This window comes from Streptomyces sp. NPDC027663 (assembly GCF_055566415.1).
On the sequence record NZ_JBVHSK010000016.1, the window covers coordinates 67,890 to 92,632 of the forward strand.

Below are 24,743 nucleotides of genomic sequence, written 5' to 3' on the forward strand. Positions count from 1 at the left end.
AACGACGCCTCACCACATAGGACATGGTCTAAAGCAGCAAAAGAGCGCGCGTGTGCGGCAGGTGGGCACCGCCGATAGTGGGCCGAACAGGCACTGACGCCTGCGTCCTGCATGGCCTGCCACTGCCGTTCCGCCGCTCTACGCCCAGGGCGGAGCGGTGATCTGCATGTTGGTCCTGCCGAGCTGCCAGCGGCCGGGCGCTGCCTGGTGGAAGGCGGGGAAGCGGTGCAGGAGGCGCCCCAGTCCGTCCATCTGCCGGCGCTGCGGTTCCTGTACCGAAGCGGGGAGCGCGGCGAGGATGTCGGTCCGGGTCATCGGCTCGGGCGCGCGGGCGAGCAGGCGGGCCACCTGCGACAGCACATCGTCCCCGGCGGTGCCGCGCTGCGCCTGAGTCCAGTCGCGGCCGTGCACCTCGTGCTGGACGAACGGCTCGCCCAGGATCCTGAAGGCCTCCGTGCCGAACCGGGCGAGCTTCGCACGGGTGTCGCTGGAGAACCGGCTGCGGTTGAGGTACGCGTAGGCGCCAGCTGCGGCAACCGCCACTCCGGCGGCCACCGGGTGGGCTCGGGCCAGCCGCACCGCTCCGGCCAGGCCGTATCCAGCTCCCACGATCGTGCTGGTGCTGCCCTGCATGCCCGCCTCCGCCCTGCCGATCCTCCCCAGCACACCCCCGAACGGCTTCCCAGTTCGGGACGGCGACGCCCTGGCGGATCAGGTCACGGTCGGCGGCCAGGAGGACGACGGGGGCGAGCACGCCGGCAAGCTGGAGGATGCCGACGTCGCTCAGGTCCTCGTGGGCGAGTTTGTCGGCGGCCGCCGTCATGGGCAGCCCGTCCCCACAGACGACGTGCAGCAGCGGCACATACTGCTGCCACCACAGCCGCTCCGCCCGGGCGAGATCGAAGGCGCCGCCCTCCCGCTTCCGGTCAGCCAGCACACGGGGGACCTCCGCCCACACGTAGTGCGGGATGAACCCGCGCAGCGTCCCGTGCCGCATCCCGGCAAGGATCGAAGACGGCTGGCCCCGCTTCAGCGCCGCGGTGACGTCCGAGGTGAGCACCGAGGTGTCGAAGACTCCGAGCCGGAAGCCGCCACCGGTCAACGGCACGGGATAGGCGCTGCTGTACATGACGAGAGCGTAGGCCCCCAACAGGGCCGTTGTGTACGGGGTTTCTCCCGTGACGGAACGCGGGCGGGCCAGAGCCCGGCTCGTCCTAAAGGCCATGACGTCGTCAGGGCCTGTCCGTATCGTCTTCCCATGAGCGCGAACCCGGGCAACCAGAAGCTGAAACGGCATCACCACACCGTCCCTCGCCTGCTTCTGCGACGGTTCGCGGACGGCAAACAGATCATGCGGGTCCCACTCGACGGCACTGATCCCAAGCCCATCGGCATCGGTGACGCGACGGTCCGCAGCCACTTCTACTCGATGCAGGACGAGACCGGGCAGCGCGACAACACGATCGAGGACCTGTTGTCCGATCTCGAAGACCAGGCCGCCAGGGTGCTCAAGAAGGTCATCGACGAGCGTGTGTGGCCTCTGCCCATAGCCGACCGGGCGGTCCTGGGGGAGTGGGTCGCAGCGCAGTACGCGCGGATTCCGGCGGTACGGCGGGCGAACAACGAGATCGCCGACCAGCTCCTGAAGATGGAGATCGCCCTCGGAGGGAAACCCGAGGTACGCCGCCGCATGGAGGCTCAGGGAGAGGGGCCGGTGTCGGACGAGGAGGTGGACGCCGCTTGGGCCGAGCTGACCGACTTCTCCGGCTACTACGTTGAGCTGCCGGTCAATGACCACCTGCTCACCATGGCAAACGCGATGGCCACCGCCTACGAGAGGATGATGGCCCGCGCCTGGAAGCTGTGTCGGTTCGAGCACAAGACGCTGCTGCTGCCCGACCACCCCGTCACCTTGCTCCGTGACGAAAACGAACCGGAGTGGCAGGGCGTCGGTCTCGCCAACGCCGCCGCGATCATGGTTCCGATCGACCGCCAGGCGGCCATCATCATGGCGGCACCCGGTGGACCGGACGGCATGTTCCCCGCCAACGCCCAGGTGGCGAACGAGCTGAACCGCCGCTTCGCATGGAACTCGCGCATCGAGCTGTTCCATCACCCGGCCGACAATCCAGTCGCCGGGATCAAACTGCCCCCAGTCCGGGACCGCGAGGCCGAGTTCAGCCAGACCGCCGATCGCTTCCTCATGCCAGATGGCCCGTCGGAGGCGTTCAAGCTAATCCCGAGCGAAGGACCTCCCCCTAACGCCACAGCACCTCGACGCGGCCGGGGTTCCAATCGTTGAAGGGCCGGGTCGCGGGGCGAAGTCGCCCCGGCCTACCTCTCGGACATCGAGGCCGCCGACGCCCTGCCGCTGCTGTGGGTATGACCTGTGAGGCACGGGCCTGCAGCAGCGAGATGCTGCTGCTCCTGGTCGTGCTGCTCGCCATTGCGTGCAGCAGGTCGCTACCCGGCAAGCAGCAGCGGCCATCGCGGGGTGCCGCTCATGGTCCTGGTGGTGGTCCTCGGAGTGCAGCAGGGCGATGTCTCGGGTGCAGCGGTGCAGCATTTGCATGGGCCAGGCGGCACACGGGTGCTGCACGGGTAGCAGGCCGAGAAATGTTCGGGCTCTGGATCCGGCGCCGGCGATGTTCGATGCGATGCTCGCGGGCTGGATGCGGCAGCAGCAGAGCCGCCTTCTGGCGCAAAAGACGATCGCCGACCGAATGAGTCACGTCGGGGTGTCGGCGGATGACATGTCCGGGCGCGTACGGTGCCAACGTGCTGGGTGGCGCCAGCGTCCGGCACCGTCGCGAACGACGTCGACGCCGACCTCCACCACTAGCTCCGGCGCCACGAGGGTGACGTGCAGGCTCTCGCCCGAGCCCCACCCCGCGCTGAACGTCCATCCCGTCCACGGGTGGTCTGCGACCGGGGTGAGGAGCCCGGCGAGCGCCCGGCCCGCAGTATGCGGGAGCGTCGTGCTGCGTCCGATGTACCGCAGGCGCCCGCCGGTGTCGTACCGTCCCAGCAGCAGTGTGCGGGGAGCCGCCGGCGGCCCGGTGAACGCGCCAACGATAGCGTCCTCGGTCTCCCTGACCTTGCATTTTTTCCAGCCGCCCAAGGACGGCTCGTACACACCCTCCAGCCTCTTGAACATGACACCTTCGAGACCGACCGCCGTCCAGTTGGTCAACCACTCGCGCACGGTGGCCGGGTCGGTGGTCGACGGGCACAGCGTCCAAGGCACGGTGAGCCGGTGATCGGCGAAGAGTGCCTCCAGCGCGGCCCTGCGGCGGCTGTAGCTCCATCTGGTCGTGTCCGTGCCCGAGACCCTGAGCAGGTCGAAGGCGGCGAAGTGCGCCGGCCACTGCTCGGCCAGCCTGAGCGCGCCCGCGCCGCGCCGCTGCAAGCGGCCCTGCAACCGCTCGAACGCCAGGCGGCCCGCGGCATCCCATACGACCAGCTCCCCGTCCAGGGCCATCGCGTCGGGGAGCTGCGCGACGCCAGAGCGCAGCTCAGGGAAAGACGGTTCGAGGGCGGTGCCCTTGCGGGAGCGCAGCACCAGGCCGTTAGCGTCCCACGACAGCAGTGCACGCCAGCCGTCCTTCTCCAGACTTTGAGGTGTCTCATGAGACATCAGCTCGCGCCTGGGCCCCAGAAAGGATCAAGCACTGCAGGGGTCGCTCGTGTCAGGATGCTGGGCATGTCTGGTCGCGCTCTGAGTTTCGGAGTGGTGGCGGCAGCATACGAACGGTTCCGGCCGGGGTATCCCGCGGAGCTGTTCGACATGGTGATGGCATACGCGGGGCACCCGGTTCGGACCGCCCTCGAGACCGGCGCTGTGACAGATTTCTGTGACTCTCTCCTGTATCGACCATTTGGGGCACCGATGCACCATGTTGACGGCCCAACAGATACCGGGAGCCTGGGAACACCGGCCTGTGGTAACGCACCGCCAGCGCCCGCCACCCCACGGAAAGCACTCACCCGAAGTGAGTCGCGGGCACCGGCAAGACCCCTACCGTACCGGGTTCACCGAGCGGCCCAAGGGGCGCGGCCTCCCACCCAGAGATGACGTCCCGTATGGGGCGCGAGGTCGGGCGGGAGGCGTGCTCGCCGATGGTCAGCGGTACAGCTTCTTGGAGGACGTGTAGATCATGCGTCCGACACCGGTCATGTTGCCGACGTGCGACCAGCGCTCCTGGCAGTTGGACCACCGCTGGTAGCGCTTGATGGCCCAGGTCTGCTTCCAGATACCCCGCTTGGCGATGAAGATGCTGCGGGCGGGGATGGTGTACTTGATGGTCTCGGCGTCGCTGATGTTGGCGGAGAGTTCGAACTCGAAGCCCGCCATGGCAGCGTCCTTCTCCTTGTTCTTCTTGTTGATCTTGGCCCGGGCCTTGCCTCGCAGAATGGACAGGGAGGGCAGCTTGCCGGTGACCATGCCACGGCCGGCGTAGGTGTGGGTGAAGGTGAACTGCTGCTCTTGCGGGGCGTCGGCGCCGTTGCGCCAGGTGAGCTTCTCGGGACGGCTGTCCCAGCCCTCACGGATCAGGATGGGCGTCACGCGGTCGACAGGCTGGCAGGTGTCGCCGCCCGGCGCTCCGGCGAGGGCGACCTGGTCGGATGTGCCGCCCCGGCCGAAGGCGGAAGTGAACACATCAGTCACCGAAGTGCCGGCGACGACGCCCGCGACGAGCCCGCCGGTGAGTACGGCGACGATCAGCGGCCGGGTCTTACGGTTCGTGACAGCAGACATGCAGATGCTCCCTCAAGGAACGAGTCGATGAAGCAGCCACCCCTGGGCGGACGCTCAAGAGGTGGGCCGTGTGGACGGCAGCTCGCCCCGGTCGTCGACACCGGCAGATGGCGAGAGAAGACGCGGCGGACCCGGATGCGCCGTCGACGTCTGGCGCGGCCTGGGTGAACCGGTCGATGGCCAAGAGCCTGCCGGGCACAGCCACCGGGGACAACACATCACGGCGGACGGGACAGTCCCGCCTTGTCTGCGCAGGTCAGCGATAGTGTCCGCAACACGCCAGCCGGCGTCTTGGAGGGGTCTTCCGGTACTGGACGGGCCGGGACTGTCCCGGACGCCCGAAGATCTAGCGGGACAGCTGCCAGGCGAAACAACCTCCTTGCCGAGTCGCGAACCACGCGGCTGGTGAAGGAGAGTGTGATGGAACAGCAGACCGTGCTCCCGCCCCCGCGGAAGGCACCCACGAAGCAGACCGCGGCGAAGGGACGTCGGCCGGCCCCGGTATCGCACCGCAAGCGCCGGGCTCCCCGGGCGGGCGTCAAGAAGATCGTGGCGGCTGTGGCGGGACTTGTTGCCGGGTTCGTGCTCTCGCTTTTGGCCGGCATGCTGCTGGCCATCCACGGCCCCTCGGACTCGTCAGTGGCTGGCGGCCCGTCGGTCACTCTTCGGCCGGAAGCCCCGGCAGCGCCCAACCCCGCGCATGCAGAACCGACCAAGCCCGCCAAGCCCCGTCCGGTCAAGGCCAGGCCCGCGAAGGCCAAGAAGATAGTGCTGCGGTCCGGTGACACGCTGTGGGAGCTGGCGCGCACGCATGGCACGACCGTGAAGGCGCTGCAGGGGCTCAATCACCTGGGAGCGTCGACCCTGATCTACGCCGGACAGACGCTGCACGTTCCCGTGAAGCCGGACGCTTCCGGTTCCGCCCGGCCCCCGGCGGGCACACCACCGGCCGCCGCGGCTTCGACGGGCCGGCTTCCGGGCACGACCCCCACCATGAAGCCCGCCAAGCCGGCCAAGTCCGTATCGAACGCCGTCATCGCTTATGCAAAGGGCCAGCTGGGCAAGCCCTACGTCTGGGGCGGCACCGGGCCTCGCGGCTTCGACTGCTCGGGGCTGGTGATGCGGGCCTGGGAGGCAGCCGGGGTGACGCTGCCGCGCACCACATGGGGGCAGATCCACGCCGGGACCGCCACCACCCGCAGCCGCCTGGTGCCCGGTGACCTCATCCTGTCCTACGGCGGCGGCCACGTCGGGCTGTACATCGGCAACGGGCGGGTCATCCACGCGCCCCGGCCCGGCACCGTGGTCACCATCGCGCCGCTGCCCAACTCCGCCCACGTCGTCGCCTACCGCCACATACCCCGGTGAACGATCGAGCTGGCAGTGCGGACGATGTGTCCTCGTGGCAGCCGCCCCGCTCCTCGAACTTGGCTGAACAATGCTGGAGAACCGCGCTGATGTACGGATCAACTGCATTTAGGCTCCCTTGGTATTCACGAGACAAGGGAGTGGTGATGGGACAGGGGCCCGACCCCACAGCGGCACACAACACTGCACAGTTCATGGAACTGATGCGGCAGTTACGCCGCTGGGCGGACCTGAGCTACCGGCAGCTGGAACGCAACGCCACCGACGCAGGCGACGTCTTGCCACGCGCGACGATCTCCGCCGCGCTCAGCCGCGACGAGCTGCCCCGGGCCGAACTCCTCGCCTCCTACGTCCGGGCGTGCGGCGGCGACGACGCCACCGTGACCGCATGGCTCGACACCCGACGCCGCCTGTCCATATCCACCACCCCGACACCGCCGCCCGCCGACGACACCGCATCGCGAACCACTGCCCATAAGGACGACGACCCGCCGCCGAAACCGGCGCAGGCCCCCGCCGAGGCAGCCGCCATAGGAGCGACCGCCGAGACGCAGGGCCCGGACACCGATCCCGTCGGCGTACCGAGTACCTCGCCACCGGCACCCCCGCATCCGTCCCCTGCGCCGCCCACCTCCGCGTCACCAACTCCCATGCCGCCGACCCCTGACAGCCCAGCCGACAACGCCGCTCAGCCAGCAAACGCTCAGTCGAACTGGCGCCGGCAAGGGCCACTGGTCGCTATCGCCGCGTGCACGGTCATCGGAATAGTCACCCTGGCCCTATGGCCGACCCATGGCGGGCCGAGCACAGACGCCAGGGGCACGCATACCAGCACCCCGCGCAGCAACACCTCGCCCAGCGCACAGAAGCAGCAGACGTCATCGCCCGCCAAAAGGCCGACCACCGACACCAAACACACAGCCTCCCCCACCGCCTCACCAGCCGAACACGAAAAAGCGCCCGCCCCTCGTCGCGGCCACAACCCGACGCCCGTTTCCGCTCGGCTGCCAGCGGCCGGCTGGACCCGCATCCACCCCGCCTCCTCCCCCTCTCTCTGTCTCACCGAGGGACGCGAACGCAACGGACGCACCCAACGTGAGATCGCTGTTCAGCACTCATGCGCAGACGCCCCTCTGCCTCGCGTCTACCTTGAGAAGCTGAGCGGATCCACCTATCGCATCCAGTGGCACAACCCCGACCCCGGCAAAGGCATCGGCTGCCTGGCCGTCGACGGAGCTTCAACCGCCCCCGGAGCCCTGCTCGCTCCGCGTAACTGCGCTGAGACTGGCAGCCAGAAGTTCCGCCTCGAAGCCTCCGGCACCGGCTTCCGCCTCCGGCCGCTCCACAGCGGCCTGTGCATCGGTTTCCTGCCCCCCAACACCGACGGCGCGGAAGCCGCGCAAACCGACTGCACCGAAGCCACCAGCGAGGCATTCACCTTCACCACCAGCTGAGCCGAACACCGTGACGCACGACGCCCGTCGATGGCGCGCACGCACGCAGTCGGCCGAGACGGCCGCGGTGTACCGCTTCCGGACGACGGTGCTCTGAGGTCACCTGGCTCGGGTAGTGGGCCGGGCACATCGTGTGGTGGTGGGCGCTGGCTATTACGCCGTAATAGGCAGCGACGCCATTACGGCGTAATGGCGTCGCTGAAGGCAGGTCAGGCTCCGCTACCGTCCTGCGGCGGCCCGGCTGCGCCCCGCTCCCCCGTTGGTGGAGGAGGTCGGGGCGTCGGTGGAGGTTGCCGTGGGAGCAATGAAGACGTCTTGGCGAGCGCACCTCATGTACGTGACGTCAATCAGGGGCGCTCTGTGGGACGTCAGGTCGCACGGCGGAGAGGGACGACGACGTTCTCCCCCATGCGCTTGGGCTCGAGGCGGTAGTACTTGATGTGCCCGATTCGCTCGGTCTCCTCGAGCCAGCCGGCCTCGATGACCTGTTTGCGGGTCCGGGAGAACACGGGCGGAGCCATGCCGACCAGCTTGGCCAGGTTGGCGGCGGTCTCCAGGACGGCGCCGGACCGGTCGGTCGGATGCAGGGCGTACAGCATGACGACGAGTCGCTGGTTGGCGGTCATGCCGACGGTCTTCTCGAGAAGCTCGAGGTTCTTCTGCTTGTCCTCGCTGCTGATCACTGGGCCTCCCACCGTGCAGGGGCGTTGTCGTCGAATCCTGGGATGTCTGGCGGGTTGCACGTCTTGACGGCTTCCCGCTGCTCGAGTCCTGTGCCATGGAAGGCGATGTACGGGCTGATCCGGTAGAAGTTGTAGTTCCCGATGCGTCCTCGGACGACCAGGATGCGGTGCTTGGCCAACTTCCTGTTGATCTTCCCTACCGCGTCGGTGGACATTCCTACCCTTTTGGCGATGTCCGCTCCGGTGGCCCTCAGCGGCTCCATGCCTTCGGGCGACACCCCGATCCACCACAGAACCAGGAACTTCTGGCTCGGCGTGAACGCCTTGGACTCGCTGATCGCCTCGACGCGCGCCTTGTCGACCTGTGTGTGCCTGCCGGAGAAGGCGTACGGCGCGTAGGGGATCGGCTCGCCGGTGTCGGCGTCGACCAGCCTGCGTACTGCTCCCAACGGTCCCTCCGTGCAAGGGGGGTTTGGCGGTTCATGAGGGGCGGCCGTGAAGCCGACCAGATGAACCTAACGTACATGAGCAGGAAGTCAATCAACTCCGCCTGTCAGCCGTGTCGTCTGCCGTGACGCTCATGAATCGAGCCGCCCGGACACGGCAGTTCTGCCGCCGACTCATGTACGTCACGTCAATTTGCCGCTGTTGCAGGAACTGGGTACCCAGTTCCTAGGAACGCCCTGTACGGCCACAGGAACTGCCTGGCAGTTCTGCCGATCGTGGTTGTTCGAGGAGTTCCTGCAGGTCAGAGGCCTCTTTGGGGCCGTGCTCTCTTACTATGGAAGCCGCCCCGCCGTTCGGCATCGGTCACTGCAGCCGGGCGACCAGCGGGAGCGGTCGTCGGAAACCATCACCAGGAGCCAGCGCGGGCAGGACGAATGAGCCTCAGCTCCCTCACGGGTCGCCCCCGGGCCCGCCGGTTCACACTGCACCGGACCCCGCCCGTCGCGGCCGGCTGGCGACACACAACGCCCATGCCGACCCCACCGCTTTCCGGCGCGCACGGTCCGGAACACGACGAAACGGATGCGCGCCGGGAAGTGGTGGGGCAGCGGGGTCCAGGGGCCGGCGAAGGCCCCTGGTACCACGCTGCCCCACCACTTCCCGGATCGGACCACGTACCCGAGCTGCTTCACGGAGGGTGTGTTCTCTGCGGCATGGGCGTTTGTAACCCGCACCCGAGGGGCCACAGGTTCCAGCAGGAGACTTCTGGGCGATTGGGTTCGGCGTGGCTATTACGCCGTAATAGAGGGCACCGCAGCCGCTGCGCCGATGTGGCGTCAGGCGCGCGATGGTGGCGCTCAGTCGACCGCTGCGACAGCCGGGTGACTGCCGGTTCGATGTCACCGAGTCCGGCTATTACGGCGTAATAGGTCGTGGATGCTGTCCTCAGGGCTCCTGACACCCAGAAAAGATCCATCAACTAACGTATCGATGCTTCAATAGATCTTGAACGTTAGTAAGGTGTCATCCATGAGTTCGCCAGCCACCTCCAGCGACCGCGAGAAGGTCGTCTCCAAGCTGCCGGGATGGCTCCGGCAGAAGCTCAAAATCCGAGCCGCGCAGCACGGCGTCGAGATCCAGGCAGCTGTCGAGGAAGGCATCAGGGACTGGTGCGGTCTCGCCTCCACTCCCGCGACGGTCGACACCGCAGGTGCCGACTCGTTCTCGACCTTCCTGCCGCCCGGTCAGTGGGATGAGTTCCGTCAAGTCGCGGCCGACCGCCGCGTTTCCCTGATTCAGGGCCTCGCCCAGTCCGTCCAGCTGTGGCTCGACTCGAACCCGGTGCCGGACATCGCACGGCCTGAGATCACCCGTCGCATCATCGTCTGCAACCAGAAGGGCGGTGTCGGCAAGACGGCGATCACCGCCGGTCTCGGCGAAGCACTGGCCGAGGACGCGAACAGCCTGCACGCCGTCCGGGTGGCGAAGGCGCTCGCCGAGGCGCTCCGCGACAGCGACGATGAGGCCGGTGACGACCCGCTGAGCATCGAGAGCCTGCCGGGGCTCGGACTGCGGGTGTTGCTTGTGGACTTCGACCCGCAGTGCCACCTCACCAACCAGCTCGGGGCCGCGCCTCTGCCGATGAACGGTGACAGCCTCACCAACCACATGGCGGGCGATCCGAAGGGTGACCTCCGCGATCTCATCGTCTCCGTCGACGACGAGACCTTCGGCGGCCGACTCCACCTTCTGCCCGCCTGCAACGACGCCTTCCTCCTCGACGTCCGCTTGTCCGCCGTACGGGCCAGGGAAGCGGCGCTGGAGCGTGCGCTTGCTCCGCTCGAGGCCGATTACGACGTGATCCTCGTCGACTGCCCGCCCAGCCTCGGCCTGAGCATGGACGCCGCCGCGTACTACGGCCGCCGGCGCGACGGCGAGAGGCCGGGTCAGTCCGGCGCTTTGATCGTGGTGCAGGCCGAGGACAGCTCGGCGGACGCATACGAGTTGCTCACCACGCAGATCGATGACCTGCGCGGCGACTTGCAGGTCGACATCGAGTACCTCGGCATCGTCGTCAACCTCTATGACTCGCGCCGCGGCTTCATCGCCACCTCCTCGCTCCAGGGGTGGGTCGACATAAAGGATCCACGGGTCGTCGGGCTCATCGGTGACCTCAAGGAACAGAAGGAAGCAGTCCGGATGAAGCGGCCCCTGCTGTCCTACGCACCCAAGTCGCAGCAGGCGATCGGCATGCGCGCACTGGCCCGGGAGATCGCATGAGCAAGGCCGATCAGCTGGGAGCGGGCCGGTTCGGCGGGGGAGTGCGCTCCGTCAGCGCGCGCCGCCAGGCCGTCGCCGCCGCCACTGGGGTACCGACCGAGGGTGTCGCCCCGCCCACCGAGCTTCCGCCACATCGCATCAGCCTCAACCCGGACAATCCCCGTTCCAGCCTTGGTGATCTCACCGATCTCGCGGGGAGCCTGAAGACGCACGGCCAGAAGCAGGCGATCACGGTCATGAACCGTGACGCCTACATCAAGGTCAACCCCGAGCGCGAGGCCGACCTCGAGCCGGACACCGCGTACGTCGTCATCGACGGCAGCAGCCGTCTCGCCGCTGCCCGCGAAGCGCAGCTCGCCGCTGTGAAGGTGATGGTCAGCGACGACCAGGGCACCAACTCCGAGGAACTCCTGGAGTCCGCCCTTGTCGCCAACATCCACCGGCACGCCCTCGGTGAACTCGATGAGGCTCGGGCTCTGCGACGCCTGCTGGCCATCCACGGCAGCCAGACCGCGCTGTCCAAGCGGCTCCACCGCTCGCAGGGCTGGGTGTCGCAGCGTCTGGCCCTGCTCAATCTGACCCCCGATCTGCAGAGCCGTATCGGTGAGGAGCCCATCGATCTGCTGCGAGCCGTGGCCAACAAGCCGGCCGCGGAGCAGGAGGCGGCGCTCCAGGAGCTCAAGAACGAGCGGGCCCGGAAGGAGGAGGAGAAGCGCGACCGGAAGAAGGAACGCGAGAGCGAGACGGCGTCGTTCGCGTCTCTGCCGCAGCCGGGGGAGCCGGAGGGCTATTACGGCGTAATAGGAGACGGCGAGCCGAGCGCACCGGCGGGGACCGGTCAGGGGGAACGGAGTGGCGGTATAGGAGCCGGTCGGCAGGCTGGGATGCCCGATGGCTATTACGGCGTAATAGGGGGCGCCGAGCCGGGCGCGTCCGCCGCGGGGGAGTCGCCCGCTCCCAGTCAGTCGTCTGGTGAGTCGTCGGCCCCGGGTGGCCCGTCGGCTTCGGAGGCTTCGTCGGTTTCAAGTGCCTCGTCGGCCTTGGGTGCCTCGTCGGTGCCGGGCGCTGAGGAAGCGGATGTGCAGCAGCCGGTGCCGGAGCCGCGGACGGAGGCGTCCGTTTCCAGGGCGCAGGTGGAGGCCTCGGCGGGCGCCTATGCCCGCCGGGTGCCGTACAACGAGCCGGGCACCCTCGCCATGCTTCTGGACCGGAACATCGAGAGCGACGACGACTTCTTCGACTTGATCCGGTTTCTGAGCAAGAAGGGGCAGGAGCGGGACCCCGCCCGGCTTGCCGAACTGGCGCAGCACTTCGCCGAGCAAGCCGCCGTGCAGAGCGAATGATCCGTACGGACTGAGCGGAAGGGCCGACCCTCACAAAGGGTCGGCCCTTCCGCTTGCACTGCCTCCGGCTATTACGCCGTAATAGGTCGGCCCCGCCGTACGCCGCAGCGGCTCTACAGGGTGATGTCGATCTGTTCGACGTCGGTGAACTCCACATCCAGGCCCTGGGCGCGGGTGTTGTCTGCCCGGAAGTACATCTCTCCGAGGCCTTCTGCCGCGATCCGCTGCAGCTGGTCCTCGGTGGCGCCGGCGTCTCGCGCCTGGAAGAGCCGTTCGGCCCACTGCGGGGGCAGGGCCTGGGTGATGTCGCGGATGCGGGCGTCGTCGGTGGTGCCCGGGGCGGCGGTGAAGCCGAATCTGGCCCGGGTGGCGAAGACCAGGCCGTCGGTGCTGGCGGCCTTCTGTTTCGCCCGTGCCCGGACCTGCGGCTGCCAACGGCGGCGTACCTCGCGCTCCAGGCGGGCGGCGAGATCGCGGCGGGGTTGCTTCAGCCGGCCGGTCACGTACCGTTCCACGGTGCGCTGGGAGACGCCCAGCAGTTCGGCGACCCGTCTGGTGCCCTTGAGCTGCTTGACGAGGTAGCGCATCTGGGCCGGGGCGCTCTTGGGGATGGGGCGGGTGAACGCCTGCTCCAGCGCCCGGTCCAGGCTGTCCCCTACCGAGTCCATCGTCGGCTACTCCCCTTCGGCGGCGGTGCCGTCGTTCTTGATGTGGTTGGCGATGTTGAAGACACCGCCGTGCTGCTCGAACTGTTGCTCCGCCCACAGCACGGTCTGCGTGCCCTGATGCTTGACCATGCCGGGGCTCACGCCCAGGCGGAATGTGCCGGGGGCGGGCTTGCCTTCGGTGGTGTACGGCAGGAAGTCCAGCGGGCTGGGGCCGGGGGAGGGGTAGACGAGGGCATCGGTGCCGATGGCCACGGGGTAGCGGCCGGTGGCAGCCGCCGTCTTCATGATCTTGCGGTGCATATTGACCCGGACGGTCGCCAGGACTGCTGCCCGGATGTCAGGGCGCCAGGTGGGGCGGGCGAGCGCCGGCCACGGCTCGTAGTACGGCACCTGCCCGCGATTGCGCTGGCGCAGTTTGCCGATGCCGCCCTTGGCCGTGGCCTTGATGGCCTTGAGCACGAGGGACAGCGTCGGGTCGGCGTGCCGGGAGCGGGCCATGGCCTGCAGGAATGCCTCACCCTCCAGGGCGGTGCTCACCCCGAGGTCTGCCATGGTGGCGATGTATGCGTCGCGCAGCCGCTTGTACCAGGGGTCGAGGTAGCGGCCGGTGCGGGTACGGACGTAGGCCTCGACCGGCGCGACCTCGAAGCCGAGTTCCCGTGCGTAGGCCAGGGTCGGTGTGGCGTACCAGGCGGGGCCCTCGGGCCGGTTGCCTCGTGGCGTGAACGGTGACGGGAGCCGGCCGGCGTCCAGCGTGCAGCCGTTGACCTCGACCTGGGAGAGGTCGAGGTGGGAGAGGTCCACCAGCCATGAGCCGGGCAGCGCGGGGTCGAAGCGCGGGTTGCCGGTGAGGTGGGTCGGTCCGTCCAGCCCGACGGTCAGGCCGTTGGCGGCCGCTGCGAACGCCATGTTGACGTCGATGGCGACCAGGTACGGCTCCATGCACTCGTCGTCGGTGAGTTCCCGGCACCAGTCGTACGGTTCCTCCAGGAGCATCTCGGCCGGGGTCCGCTGGTGGTGGCGGGCAAATCGGCCCTTGAGCAGCGGGTGCTCGTCCGGGACCTCGCACTCGACCACGTCGTACACGTGGGTGAGGGCGTCGGTGTTGAACGCCTGCTGGAACTCTCCGGTGCCGGGGTCCTTCTCCGCGCGGGTCGGCGGGCGCAGCGCCGTCATCAGTTCCAGGCCGGTGACCGCGGTGGTGCCGCGCGGGGTCATCACCCGCTGCGCGTAGGTGCCGAGGAAGCGTGCGAGGTCGGCGGCGGGCATGGTCGGCAGGCGGGGGGCGTTCTTGTCGTCCCACTCCTCCACGGGCAGCGCGCCCCAGGACGGGATGCACAGCTGTACGCAGCGGCGGCGGGCGCCTTCGGGTTCGCGGTAGATGCGGGCCCACGAGCCGAAGCCGAGCTGGGTCAGCTGCAGGTCCGCTTTCTTGACCTGTTTGACCACCTTGTGGCTGTCCTTCAGCCGTCCGGCGCGTCGTTCTTCGGGAGAGAGGGTGACGGGCAGGCCGTAGCGCTCCAGGGCCGGGGGGGTCAGGACGAGGACGGGGTCGGCGTCACGGCCGTTCCGGTGCAGCCGGGACTGGCCGAGCCGGGCCTCGGTCAGCGTCCAGTCCACCAGTGCCGCAATGCTCTTGGCGGGTACGTCCAGGACCAGGCCTCCCACGCAGTAGGCCACCATCTGGTCGCCGTCGAGGTCGATGACGGCGAGGGGGCCGTTCTCGAAGCGGGCAGCGGTGGTGTCGGCCGTGGTCGCGGACGGGGCCACGGCCTGGGAGTCGGCCGGCTTCCTCGGTGCGGGCCTCGGCCTGGGCGGGGTCGTGGGCGTCGGGCTGGTCCGTAGAGGGGGCTCGGGCGCGGTGGTCGCCGTGGTGCGCGTGTCCTGCTGCTGGGGGGCAGGGACTGGGGGTGGCTGATGGTCCGTGGGTGCCTTGGGTGCGGGGTGCTCCGGAGGCTCCGGGCGCTCCGGGGGAGTGGTGGACGTCTCCTGCGGCGCCTGGGGCGGTACGGGGAACCGTTCGGCGAGCTTTTCCAGGAAGCGGGCGTAGGCGGCCCGTTGGGGCGGGCGGGGCTCGTTCTTCCCGGATTCCCAGCTGGCGACCGTCTCGCGGCGGGTCGCCAGCGCGGCCGCGACCTGAGTCTGGCTCAGTCCCGCGGCCTCCCGCAGGCGCCTGCGCTCGGCGGGCGACGGCAGGTCGTTCTGGGCGACTTCTTCCAGCAGCGCGTCGACCGCGCTGAACAGCTCGTCCTGAGTGGGCACGAAAGCTCACCTCCCAGGCACACCCTATCCCGGCCGCTCTCTAGATCGCCCATCGAATCGCTTGCGGATCGCACATGACTCCGGTGGGGGGACTGGCGGGGAGGCCTGTGGCGGGGGTAGGGCGAGCCGGGCGCCGGGGCGCGGAGAGGCGAGGGCGCTAAACGGTAGGGACCGGGGTGGTAGGGACCGAGGGGTCAGGGACTGAAGCTCCAGGGTCCGGAGGGACTTTGGTCCCTGAAGAGTTTTGCCTGGTCAGGTGGGGTGGCCCTTCCCGTTCAGGGACTGTAGGGACTCAACTTCGCCATTATGACGGGAACATGGATGGACATGCGTATGCGGGCGCGCGTGTGAACACACCACAAGATCAGTAGTGCAGGTACAGCTCATAATTAGGCACTCTTGGTCCCTTCAGTCCCTGTTCACGTCCGGGAGGCGCCTTTGACCTGCGCTTTCCTCGCAGGGACGCAAGGGTCCGAAGGGACCCGGCGCAGGGACGGTCTTCAGTCCCTGCCGGGAGAGGCATGCCCCCGCCGGAGGTTCGTTCGAACCCGGGTCCAAGGCCCCGTCGCCCACTCGGGAAATGCGACGAACCGGCTTCTTCCAGTGCGTCCGTGGGGCGTTGCCCCCCTCCGCAGGGACTCAAGGGACCGAACAGTCCGATACGGCGGCACGCGGGGGAGGTGGCTACGCAGCCCGGGGACCCGGCGGCCCTAGACTCTGTGCGAAAGACAGTCCCTTCGGTCCCTCGGAACGCCTCACGCCCCTGCCTGGCCTGGTGGTTCGCCCCCGTGCAGGGACCGAGTACAACAGCGACGAGGACGATCCACGTGCCGAGCCCCGGTGAGACCCGCGCGCCTGCCGCTCAGGCCGGTCCGGGGACACCTCACGCCGTGGCCCGCTGGTGCGCGGCGCAGGGCTGGCCGGTCCATCCGCTCGCACCGGGGCGCAAGACGCCTGCCGCGAACTGTCCGGCCTGCAGGGACCGGCACCACGACCCCCGGACGTGTCCGTGCCGGGCGGCGGGCCGGGCCTGTCATGGTTTCCATGCCGCGACGACCGATCAGGAGCGCATCGACGCCTGGTGGGGGCAGAGTCCCTCGGCCGGTGTCGGTGTCGCCTGCGGGCCCGCGGGACTCGTCGTCATCGATGTCGATGCCCATCCGGCCCCGGTGCCGGATCGCGGCCGGCTGCTCCCCGGCATTGCGATTCACGAGACCGTGGACCTGGGCGGTCTCGCCTCGGGATTCGACACGCTGGCGTTGCTGGCGGCCTTCCGCGGGCAGCCCGATCCGGCCCGGGACGAAGGCACGCTGCGGGTGCGGACGCCGTCGGGTGGCCTGCACATCTGGTACCGGGTCCCCGAGCCGGGCACGCGGTTGCGCTGCTCGACGGGGTCCAGTCCGAAGGTGGCGCTGGCCTGGCAGGTCGACGTACGAGCACACGGCGGGTACATCGTCGCGCCCGCCACACGCACCGCCCAGGGCACGTACGAGGCGCAGGGCCCTGCCCGGACGCCGGCGCCGCTGCCTGCCTGGCTGCACGCGGAGTTGGTGCGGACCGGCCATCTGATCGCTCCGCCTGCGCCGGGACCGCCGGCGAGCGGCGGGGCGGTACGGCGCACACGGCGGGGCACGTCGGCGCGGCGGGTTCTCGCGCCGTTGGTGGAGGAGGTCGTGCGCTGCGGGACCGCGCCGGAGGGCACCGGTTTCACCGGGAAACTCAACCGGGCCGCCTATACGGCAGGTGGGCTCGTGGCCGCCGGGCACCTCGAGCAGACGGAGGTGCGTACGGATTTGCTGGCCGCGGCGCACAGCGCGCGTCCCTGGCAGGAACGCCGTAACGAGAAGATCATCGATGAGGGGCTCGCCGCAGGGGGCGCGCGCCCATTCCACCTCGAAGGACGTACATGAGCAGCGCCGAGAGCACGCCGCGGTTCGATCCCCAGGCTGCCGCTCAGCAGATGCTCGAGCTGCAGGAGCACGAGCCGGCCACCGCCGTCCTGCCCGCGCAGGTCTCCCCGCCTCAGACCCTCTCGCCGCCGGACAGCGTGCGGCAGGAGCCGGTGCTGCTGCCGCCGCACCTGAGTGACCGCGGCAACGCCCGTCTGTTCGTGCAGCTGTACCGCGACCGGTTCCGGCATGTCGAGGGCCTGGGCTGGTTCGCGTGGGACGGCTACCGCTGGAAGCGCACAGGCGGGGAGAAAGCGGCCCTGTGGGCGGCCGGCGAGATGGCCGAGGACCTGCCGGAGACCGACCCGCTCGGACGGTACAGGGACCGCGAACTGGCCACGCACAAACGGCGGACGCTGTCCACGACGGGGATAAAGGCGCTGCTCACCCAGGCGAAGGCCGCTCCGGATCTGTCGGTCGATCCCGACACGCTGGACGGAGACCCGTACACGCTGTGCACCCCGGCCGGCGTGGTCGATCTGCGCACCGGTCAGCTCCACAAGCCCGACCCGAAGCGGGACTTCCACTCCCGCGCCACCAGTGTCGCGCCGCAGCACATGCCCACCCCCCGGTGGGAACGCTTCCTGGCCGACACCTTCGGGGACGACGGCGAGGGCCGGGAGATGATCGGCTTCCTGCACCTGCTGCTGGGCTACTCCATCACCGGCGACGTCGGCGCCCAGGTGCTGCCGTTCCTGCACGGCGAGGGCAAGAACGGCAAGTCCGTCCTGCTCGACACGATGATCCAGATCCTGGGCGACTATGCGGACGCCGCACCTCCGGGCTTCTTGATGGACCGCGGCGCGTTCTCCGAGCACTCCACCGAGCTGACGGAACTGCACGGCCGGCGCCTGGTGGTGTGCAGCGAACTGAAGCCCAACGACAAGTTCGACGAGGCCCGGGTCCGCCTCCTGACCGGCGGCGACAAGATCAAGGCCCGGCGGATGCGGCAGGACTACTTCTCGTTCACGCCGACCCATCATCTGTGGCTGCTGGGCAACCACCGTCCCGAGGTGTCGACGGGTGGCTTCGCGTTCTGGCGGCGCATCCGGCTGATCCCGTTCATCCGGATCGTGCCCGCCGCGCGGCGCATCGACAACCTCGCCTTCGAGCTGGTCCGTGACGAGGGTCCCGGCATCCTCAACTGGCTGATCGAGGGAGCGCGCCGCTACCTGGCCACCCGGGATCCGCTCGACGGGCCGGACCGGGTACGGGTGGCGACCACGGAGTACGCGCAGACCGAGGATCACATCGGCCGTTTCCTCAACGAATGCTGCATCCGGGAGACCGCCGGCCAGGCCGAGCTGCGGGTCGAGCAGGGCCTGCTGTACAGCACGTATCAGGGGTGGTGCACCGCGGGGGAGGGCATCCGGCCCGCCAGTCCGCGGGCCTTCGCCACGCGCGTCCGGCAGGAACTGGGCCTCACCTCTCCCGCCGCCATGATCAAGTCCAACGGCCGCAAGTACTACCCGGGGATCGCCCTCACGGGGGCCGAATGACCACCCCGTCCCGTCGGCAGGCCGTACGGCGGCCCCCCGGCCCCGCCAGGTGGCCCTTCTACGATGGACAGCGAACGGCCGTTTCCGCGGCCGGCTCCCGCCCGGCTCGCCGGGACGCCCACAGCACGACACATACACACCGGGCCGGACCCTTCGGCGGGGCCCGGCCGACGAAGGAGGGGCTGGAGCCATGAGCTCGCTTCTGAACGAGAGCGACCTCATCCACGAAGCGCAGGTGGTGTGGCTGGAGCCCCTGGACGGCCTCGACTACGTACGCCAGGCGCTCGACAAGACCAGGCGCCGCAACACCAAGCCGCCGTACGCCCGGGACGGGCGCATGGTCGGCTACGCCGTCCTCGACGACGGAGCGGAGGCCGATCCCGACAGCGGGCTGTACCGGCGGCGGGTGTTCTTCCTGCTTCCGCACGACCGGGACAGCCTTCCCGAGGGGCTGTACCGGGAAGGGGCGCCCGGCGAGGCCGTGGATCCGCGCACCATCGAGCCGAAGAAGCCCGGGAGCAAGACGCCCCGGTCCCAGAGCGGGCCGTCCGCCATAGCCACGGTCGCGTCATGAGCCGCGGTGCGGTAGCGGTGCGGTAGCGGTGCCGAGGGCTCCCGGACACGAAGTCAGGCGGCTTGGAGGTCTTCGGGCGGCTGGGAAGGGTCCGGGCGGCCGGCCGCTTCGGTCGCTCGTGCGGTGGAGGGTTCGGGTGGAAGGCCTCGGTGAAGAAACGGTCATCCAGGTTCGGTCGAGAGTCGCTTGAGTCGCTACGAGTACAGAGGCCCAGAAACGGCGATCGGGGGTCAGCGACTGAAGGACAGCGACTGAGCGAGGCCTGCGTAGCTGTTGGGTCGCTGCTCGGTAGCTGTGTAAAAGACCAGGTCAGGGGCCGTTTCGGAGGCGAACAGCGACTGAAGCGACTCAAGTTCCGGGTATATGGATACATTCGTGTGTGCGTGCGTGCGCGTGTGTGCGCGTGTAGGCGTTATATGTAGGGAACTTGAGTCGCTTGAGTCGCTGTTTGGGGGTTTTCAAGGCTTTGACCTGCAGGTTTGGCAGCGACTGAAGCAGCGACTGAAGCAGCGACCCAGGGCTTTTCGGTCGCTGCGGGTTCCTCTTCGGTCGCTGGCGCACTCCCGAGACGGAGCGCTTTCTGCGTTCACCTCATCCCGCCTTTACGACTCCTTCGCTACTGTGTTCCCATCTTTGAGTCGCTTCGGTCGCTAACGGGGGAACACATGACCGATGAGCTGCGGGTTTTGCGCAGCGACTCACTGCAGCCCGCCGCAGTCGAAGCGGGTGCCTTGCAGTCCCTGGCCATTGCCCGATGGTGTGCCAGCCGCGGCTGGCCGGTTCATCCACTGGCCCCGGGACGCAAGACGCCCGCAGGTAACTGCGCGCTCTGCCGTGAGCCCGGGCACACCTACCGGGAATGTCGATGTGCTGTTGACGGGCGCTGGTGCCACGGTTTCCGGGCCGCCACGCTGGACTTCGCCCGTATCGAGCAGTGGTGGGGCACCCATCCCGAGTTCGGAGTGGGGATCGCCTGCGGACCGGCCGGACTGGTCGTCGTTGACATCGATGCCCATGCCCGTGAGCTGCCCGGACGTGACCGTCTGCTGCCCGGCATCGACATCGCCGACACCGTCGACCTGACCGGGCTCGCCAATGGGTTCCACACGATCGGGGTGCTGGCCGCGCTGCGCGGTGAGACCTCGCCCGCGGACGACGACGCGACCCTGCGGGTGCGCACGCCCTCCGGCGGTCTGCACGTGTGGTACCGGGCTTTAGCAGGGCACCGCTGGCAGTGCTCGTCCGGCTCAGGCGGCGGCCGCGCACTGGCCTGGCAGGTCGACGTACGGGCGCACGGCGGATACATCGTCGCCCCGGGGACGGTCACCGCTGCCGGTACGTACGAGGCCGTGGGAACGGCGCGTGAGCCCGCACCGCTGCCGGCCTGGCTCGCCAGGGAACTGGAGCGCACCGGCCACCTGCCGCCCGCGTACCTGCCCGCGCCCCGGCCGGTGCCGCCACGGGCCCGGCAGGCGGTCCTGGCCGCCGGAGGCGGATCGGGAGCCGCAGACCGGGTGCTGGCCTCTCTGCTGGCCGAGGTGGCGGCTTGTGGTGCCGTTCCGGAGGGAGCGGGGTTCACCGAGAAGCTCAACCGGGCCGCCTATACCGCCGGTGGGCTCGTCGCCGCGGGCCTGCTGGACGACGACGAGGCCGAGCAGGCCCTGCGGGAGGCGGCCGCGCAGGCGAGGCCCGGGCAGGAACGGCGATACGGCGCTGTCATCCGCGGTGGACTGAGCGCGGGCCGCACCCGTCCGCTGGCCCCGGGAGGCCGCCGGTGACGCGCGGCCATGACAACGCCCTCTTCGACGCCAGCTCGGTCGCCGCGCAGATCCTGTCCCAGACCCTTCCCCAGGCACGTACGGAGGCCGGGATCCTCCCCCCACCGCGTACGGAGGCTCCAGGCGGGCCTCAGCCGCGTACGGACGGCCAAGGTGGCGCCCTGCCGCGTACGGACGCCCAGGGCGGCGTCCTGCCCGCCGGTGAGGCCACTGCCGACGGGCTGCTGCCCGACACCCTCAGCGATCGTGGCAACGCCAAGCTCTTCGTGAGCCTTTACGCCAACGACTACCGGCACGTGCCGGGGCTCGGCTGGTTCCGGTGGGACAGCACCCGCTGGCAGATCGACGAGGACGACACCGTGCTGTGGGCCGCCGGGGACCTGGCGGAGTCTCTCGCCACCAACGACCCGCGGGGGGTGCACAGCGCGACCGCCCTGCAGCAGCACCGCCGGCGTGCACTGAGCACCAGTGGGATGAACGCGATGCTCACCCAGGCCAAGTCCGCGCCCGGCATGGTGCTGAACGCGGCGCTGCTGGACGCCGATCCGTACGCGTTGTGCACACCCGGCGGCATCGTGGACCTGCGTACCGGGCTCAAACGTGTGCCGGACCCGAACCGGGACTTCCACTCCCGCTCCACCACCGTGACGCCCGAACCGATGCCTACGCCCCGCTGGGACCGGTTTCTCGCCGACACCTTCGGGGAGGGCCCCCAGGGCGCGGAAATGATCGGCTTCCTGCACCTGCTGCTCGGCTACTCCATCACCGGTGACGTCGGTGCTCAGGTGATGCCCTTCCTGTTCGGCTCCGGCAAGAACGGCAAGTCGGTGCTGCTGGATGTGGTGATGAAGCTCGTCGGGGACTACGCGGACGCCGCGCCGCCCGGCTTCCTCATGGCCCGCCCCTACGAGGGACACCCCACCGACCTGGCCGAACTGCACGGGCGTCGGGTCATCGTGTGCAGCGAGGTCAAGCCGGGGGACCGGTTCGACGAGGCTCGGGTGAAGCTGCTGACCGGCGGTGACCGCATCAAGGCCCGGCGGATGCGGCAGGACTTCTTCAGCTTCCAGCCGACCCACAAGCTCTGGTTGCTGGGCAACCACCGGCCCGAGGTGGGGACGGGCGGTTTCGCGTTCTGGCGACGGATGCGGCTGATCCCGTTCGAGCGGGTCGTACCGGACCACCGAAAGGTCGACAATCTGGCGGACATCCTGGTCACGGAGGAAGGGGCGGGCATCCTCAACTGGCTGGTCGCCGGGGCACGGCGCTACCTGAGCGGGGAGAGGGACCTGCTGGGCCCGGAGCCGGTGCGCATCGCCACCACGGCGTATGCGGAGACCGAGGACCACATAGGGCGCTTCCTGGGCGAGTCCTGTCGGCGCGAGCCGGGCACGAGGACGGAACAGGCCGGTCTCTACGCGGCTTACCGGACATGGTGTCAGAATGAGGGAGTCCCGGCCGTCTCGTCCCGGTCTTTCGCCGCGCGGGTCCGGGAGGCGGTAGGACTGACGTCTCCGAAAGAGATGATCCTTTCCAACCAGCGCAAGTACTACCCGGGCATCGGGTTGGTCGCTGACGAGGAGACAGTATGAGTGCTCTCATAGCCGAGGACGAGATCGTCCACGAAGTCGACCTCGTCTGGCTGGAGGACATCAGCGGGCTGGACTATGTCCGTCAGAGCCTGGACCGGCTGCCGACCCGCCGGGGCAAACCCGCCTACCACCGCGACGGGCGCATGGTCGGCTACGCACTGCTGGGGCCGGAGGCCAAGCCGTCCCGTTCGTCCGGGACCTTCCGCCGACGGGTGTTCTGGCTGCTGCCGCACGACCGGGACACCGTTCCAGACGGGTTGTACGCCACGGGGGCACCCGCTGAGGCCATCGATCCGCGCACCCTGGCGCCGGGCAGCAAGGGACGCAAGACGAAGCGGTCGGAGGGCGGGGCGATGCCCTCGCCCTTGTAGGCGCCTAGCTCAGGAGGCGCCGGCCTCGGCCACTTCCTGCAGGGACGCCTGTACTTCGGCGAACACCCTGGCCCCTCGCGTCTCCGACAGGTCCAGAGAAGTGATCAGCGAGGGAATGACGACGCTCGGCAGTATGTGGCGCAGCAGGGCGGAGGTGCGCTGCATCAGGTCGTCGTAGTCGCTCAAGGCGTGCGACATGGACTGGATGCCTGCGAAGGCACCGGTCACCAGCTCGGCCGTCTCCTGTGGCTCCACTTGGGGAAGCAACTCGTTCTGCCTGCCGGCCTTCTCGAGCAGTGCGCGGGCAAGGCCGCCCCACCGGAGGAACGGGCCCCTGCGGTCCAGCCCGTCGGCTGTCTGGTCCATCGTCAGCCGCACGCCCGCCCGCACCATGGAGTCGGTCTGCAGACGGTGCGCGTGGAGCATCACCACGTCTACGAGCTCCTGGACCTTGCTCGCGCGTTGGGGGAGGCTGATCACCTGGTCCTGGGCGCTCAGCACCCCTTGCGCCAGGTCTTCTTTGGAATGGAAGTGGAAGTAGAGGGCGCCCTTCGTCACACCGGCGGTCCTGAGGACCTCGCTGATGGTCGCCGAGCGGTACCCGCGGGTCTCGAAGACTTCGGCTGCGGCTGAGAGGATCTTCTCGCGAGTGCGGATCGCACGGTCTTGCATTGCCATGAAAGCCACTCCGTCCGGTGCGCCGTACTCCCTTTTCCAGGCCAGAACAAACCGGCCAGTATGTATATTACACGCCGCGAAGTGAATCAGGCAGCGCCGCGGGATGCGGCCACGCTGCCCGGAACGAAGCGGCGGTTGCCGACAGGGGGAGGGAGAACCGCATGATCCTCGTCACCGGGGCCACGGGCACCGTCGGAGCGGAAGTGGTACGTCGGCTTCCGGCCGATCGGGCGGTGCGCGTCATGACCAGGAAGCCCGAATGTTTCACCCGGGTGCGCCGTGCGGTGGAGGTGGTGGGCGGGGACTACGGCGACGAGCGCTCGCTGGCGCGCGCCGTGGAGGGCGTGGCCTGTGCGTTTCTCGTCACCAGCCCCGTCGCCGAGGGGGATGACGAACGGTTCGTGCGCGCCGCGCGTCTGGCTGGAGTCCGGCGGATCGTGAAACTGTCGGCCGCGGCCGTCTCGGACCCGGGCGCGGACGACCTCGTCACCCGCCGCCAGCGCGCCCGTGAGGAACTGCTGCGCGCCTCGGGGCTGCAGTGGACCCTGCTGCGTCCGCGCTCCTTCATGTCCAACACCCTGTCCTGGGCACCGTCCGTCCGCGGGCAGGGTGTGGTGCGGGCGCTGTACGGCTCCTCGCCGAACGCCTGTGTCGACCCCCGGGACATCGCGGACGTCGCCGTCCGGGCTCTGACCGAGGAGGGCCACGAGGGCCGCAGCCATGAGCTGACCGGCCCCGAGGCGATCACCGCTGTCGAGCAGACGGCCCAGCTCTCCCGACTGCTGGGCCGTCCGCTGCACTTTGAGGAGCTGAGCGAGGACGCCGCCCGCGCCGCGCTGCGGGCGCGGTATCCGGAGCCGGTCGCCGAAGCGTTGCTGCACAGCGCCCGGCGCCAGTTCGAGGGCGCGAAGGCCGGGGTGCGGTCGACGGTGGCCGCGGTGACGGGCCGCCCGGCAAGGTCTTTCCTGACCTGGGCCGAGGATCACCTCACGGCTTTCGTCTGAGACCGGACGGACGAGGCCCGCTCGGCGGCCGGTC

At 69.2% G+C, this 24,743-nt stretch carries 20 protein-coding genes; 12 read left to right on the forward strand and 8 right to left on the reverse strand.

What is annotated here, in order from left to right; genetic code table 11:
- Positions 1-138 precede the first annotated feature (138 nt).
- On the reverse strand, positions 139-633 hold the full coding sequence (locus ACZ4SF_RS31515; protein ID WP_468391159.1) for a hypothetical protein: 495 nt from the start codon (positions 631-633) through the stop codon (positions 139-141).
- A 625-nt stretch (positions 634-1,258) separates the two neighbouring features.
- Here ACZ4SF_RS31515 and ACZ4SF_RS31520 point away from each other — a divergent pair.
- Positions 1,259-2,302, forward strand: coding sequence for a DUF4238 domain-containing protein (locus ACZ4SF_RS31520; RefSeq protein ID WP_468391161.1), 1,044 nt, complete (start codon positions 1,259-1,261; stop codon positions 2,300-2,302).
- Between the two features lie 426 nt (positions 2,303-2,728).
- Here ACZ4SF_RS31520 and ACZ4SF_RS31525 read toward each other — a convergent pair whose 3' ends face one another.
- Entirely contained in the window at positions 2,729-3,637 is a 909-nt protein-coding gene (locus ACZ4SF_RS31525) for an ATP-dependent DNA ligase (protein ID WP_468391163.1), read from the reverse strand.
- A 486-nt stretch (positions 3,638-4,123) separates the two neighbouring features.
- Positions 4,124-4,759 (reverse strand): hypothetical protein, encoded by a 636-nt coding sequence (locus ACZ4SF_RS31530; protein ID WP_468391166.1) that lies wholly within the window; start codon positions 4,757-4,759, stop codon positions 4,124-4,126.
- 420 nt (positions 4,760-5,179) lie between these two features.
- On the opposite strand from ACZ4SF_RS31530, the gene ACZ4SF_RS31535 reads away from it, so the two are divergent.
- On the forward strand, positions 5,180-6,127 hold the full coding sequence (locus ACZ4SF_RS31535) for a C40 family peptidase (protein ID WP_468391169.1): 948 nt from the start codon (positions 5,180-5,182) through the stop codon (positions 6,125-6,127).
- Between the two features lie 146 nt (positions 6,128-6,273).
- Complete coding sequence (locus ACZ4SF_RS31540; RefSeq protein ID WP_468391172.1) at positions 6,274-7,581, forward strand: RICIN domain-containing protein; 1,308 nt, start codon at positions 6,274-6,276, stop codon at positions 7,579-7,581.
- A 368-nt stretch (positions 7,582-7,949) separates the two neighbouring features.
- On the opposite strand, the gene ACZ4SF_RS31545 is transcribed toward ACZ4SF_RS31540, so the two are convergent.
- A complete protein-coding gene (locus ACZ4SF_RS31545) occupies positions 7,950-8,261 on the reverse strand; it encodes a replication initiation protein, RepL2 (RefSeq protein ID WP_468391317.1) in 312 nt (103 codons plus the stop codon).
- Positions 8,261-8,713, reverse strand: a complete 453-nt coding sequence (locus ACZ4SF_RS31550) for a MarR family transcriptional regulator (protein ID WP_468391175.1) — start codon at positions 8,711-8,713, stop codon at positions 8,261-8,263. Before ACZ4SF_RS31550 ends, ACZ4SF_RS31545 begins: the two co-directional genes overlap by 1 nt.
- A 1,027-nt stretch (positions 8,714-9,740) precedes the next feature.
- Between ACZ4SF_RS31550 and ACZ4SF_RS31555 the strand changes: the two genes are divergently transcribed.
- Positions 9,741-10,991, forward strand: coding sequence for a ParA family protein (locus ACZ4SF_RS31555; RefSeq protein ID WP_468391178.1), 1,251 nt, complete (start codon positions 9,741-9,743; stop codon positions 10,989-10,991).
- On the forward strand, positions 10,988-12,334 hold the full coding sequence (locus ACZ4SF_RS31560; RefSeq protein WP_468391181.1) for a ParB/RepB/Spo0J family partition protein: 1,347 nt from the start codon (positions 10,988-10,990) through the stop codon (positions 12,332-12,334). The genes ACZ4SF_RS31555 and ACZ4SF_RS31560 overlap by 4 nt, the downstream gene beginning before the upstream one ends.
- A gap of 113 nt (positions 12,335-12,447) precedes the next feature.
- Here ACZ4SF_RS31560 and tpg read toward each other — a convergent pair whose 3' ends face one another.
- A complete protein-coding gene (gene tpg, locus ACZ4SF_RS31565) occupies positions 12,448-13,002 on the reverse strand; it encodes a telomere-protecting terminal protein Tpg (protein ID WP_468391184.1) in 555 nt (184 codons plus the stop codon).
- Between the two features lie 6 nt (positions 13,003-13,008).
- Complete coding sequence (gene tap, locus ACZ4SF_RS31570) at positions 13,009-15,264, reverse strand: telomere-associated protein Tap (protein WP_468391187.1); 2,256 nt, start codon at positions 15,262-15,264, stop codon at positions 13,009-13,011.
- A gap of 890 nt (positions 15,265-16,154) precedes the next feature.
- Here tap and ACZ4SF_RS31575 point away from each other — a divergent pair.
- From ACZ4SF_RS31575 to ACZ4SF_RS31600, 6 genes are all read left to right on the forward strand, one after another.
- Positions 16,155-17,174 (forward strand): bifunctional DNA primase/polymerase, encoded by a 1,020-nt coding sequence (locus tag ACZ4SF_RS31575; protein WP_468391190.1) that lies wholly within the window; start codon positions 16,155-16,157, stop codon positions 17,172-17,174.
- On the forward strand, positions 17,171-18,712 hold the full coding sequence (locus tag ACZ4SF_RS31580) for a DNA primase family protein (RefSeq protein WP_468391193.1): 1,542 nt from the start codon (positions 17,171-17,173) through the stop codon (positions 18,710-18,712). Before ACZ4SF_RS31575 ends, ACZ4SF_RS31580 begins: the two co-directional genes overlap by 4 nt.
- 190 nt (positions 18,713-18,902) lie before the next feature.
- Positions 18,903-19,286: a DUF6009 family protein gene (locus ACZ4SF_RS31585; RefSeq protein WP_468391196.1), complete on the forward strand. Its 384-nt coding sequence runs from the start codon at positions 18,903-18,905 to the stop codon at positions 19,284-19,286.
- Positions 19,287-19,951: 665 nt separating this feature from the next.
- Positions 19,952-21,064 (forward strand): bifunctional DNA primase/polymerase, encoded by a 1,113-nt coding sequence (locus tag ACZ4SF_RS31590; protein ID WP_468391199.1) that lies wholly within the window; start codon positions 19,952-19,954, stop codon positions 21,062-21,064.
- Positions 21,061-22,656 carry a DNA primase family protein gene (locus tag ACZ4SF_RS31595; protein ID WP_468391202.1) on the forward strand — a complete coding sequence of 532 codons (1,596 nt, stop codon included), beginning with the start codon at positions 21,061-21,063 and terminating at the stop codon, positions 22,654-22,656. Before ACZ4SF_RS31590 ends, ACZ4SF_RS31595 begins: the two co-directional genes overlap by 4 nt.
- Entirely contained in the window at positions 22,653-23,027 is a 375-nt protein-coding gene (locus ACZ4SF_RS31600) for a DUF6009 family protein (protein WP_468391205.1), read from the forward strand. Before ACZ4SF_RS31595 ends, ACZ4SF_RS31600 begins: the two co-directional genes overlap by 4 nt.
- Before the next feature lie 9 nt (positions 23,028-23,036).
- Here the strand turns inward: ACZ4SF_RS31600 and ACZ4SF_RS31605 are convergent, their stop codons facing one another.
- On the reverse strand, positions 23,037-23,705 hold the full coding sequence (locus ACZ4SF_RS31605) for a ScbR family autoregulator-binding transcription factor (RefSeq protein ID WP_468391208.1): 669 nt from the start codon (positions 23,703-23,705) through the stop codon (positions 23,037-23,039).
- A gap of 161 nt (positions 23,706-23,866) precedes the next feature.
- On the opposite strand from ACZ4SF_RS31605, the gene ACZ4SF_RS31610 reads away from it, so the two are divergent.
- Positions 23,867-24,709, forward strand: a complete 843-nt coding sequence (locus ACZ4SF_RS31610; protein WP_468391211.1) for an NAD(P)H-binding protein — start codon at positions 23,867-23,869, stop codon at positions 24,707-24,709.
- Positions 24,710-24,743 lie beyond the last annotated feature (34 nt).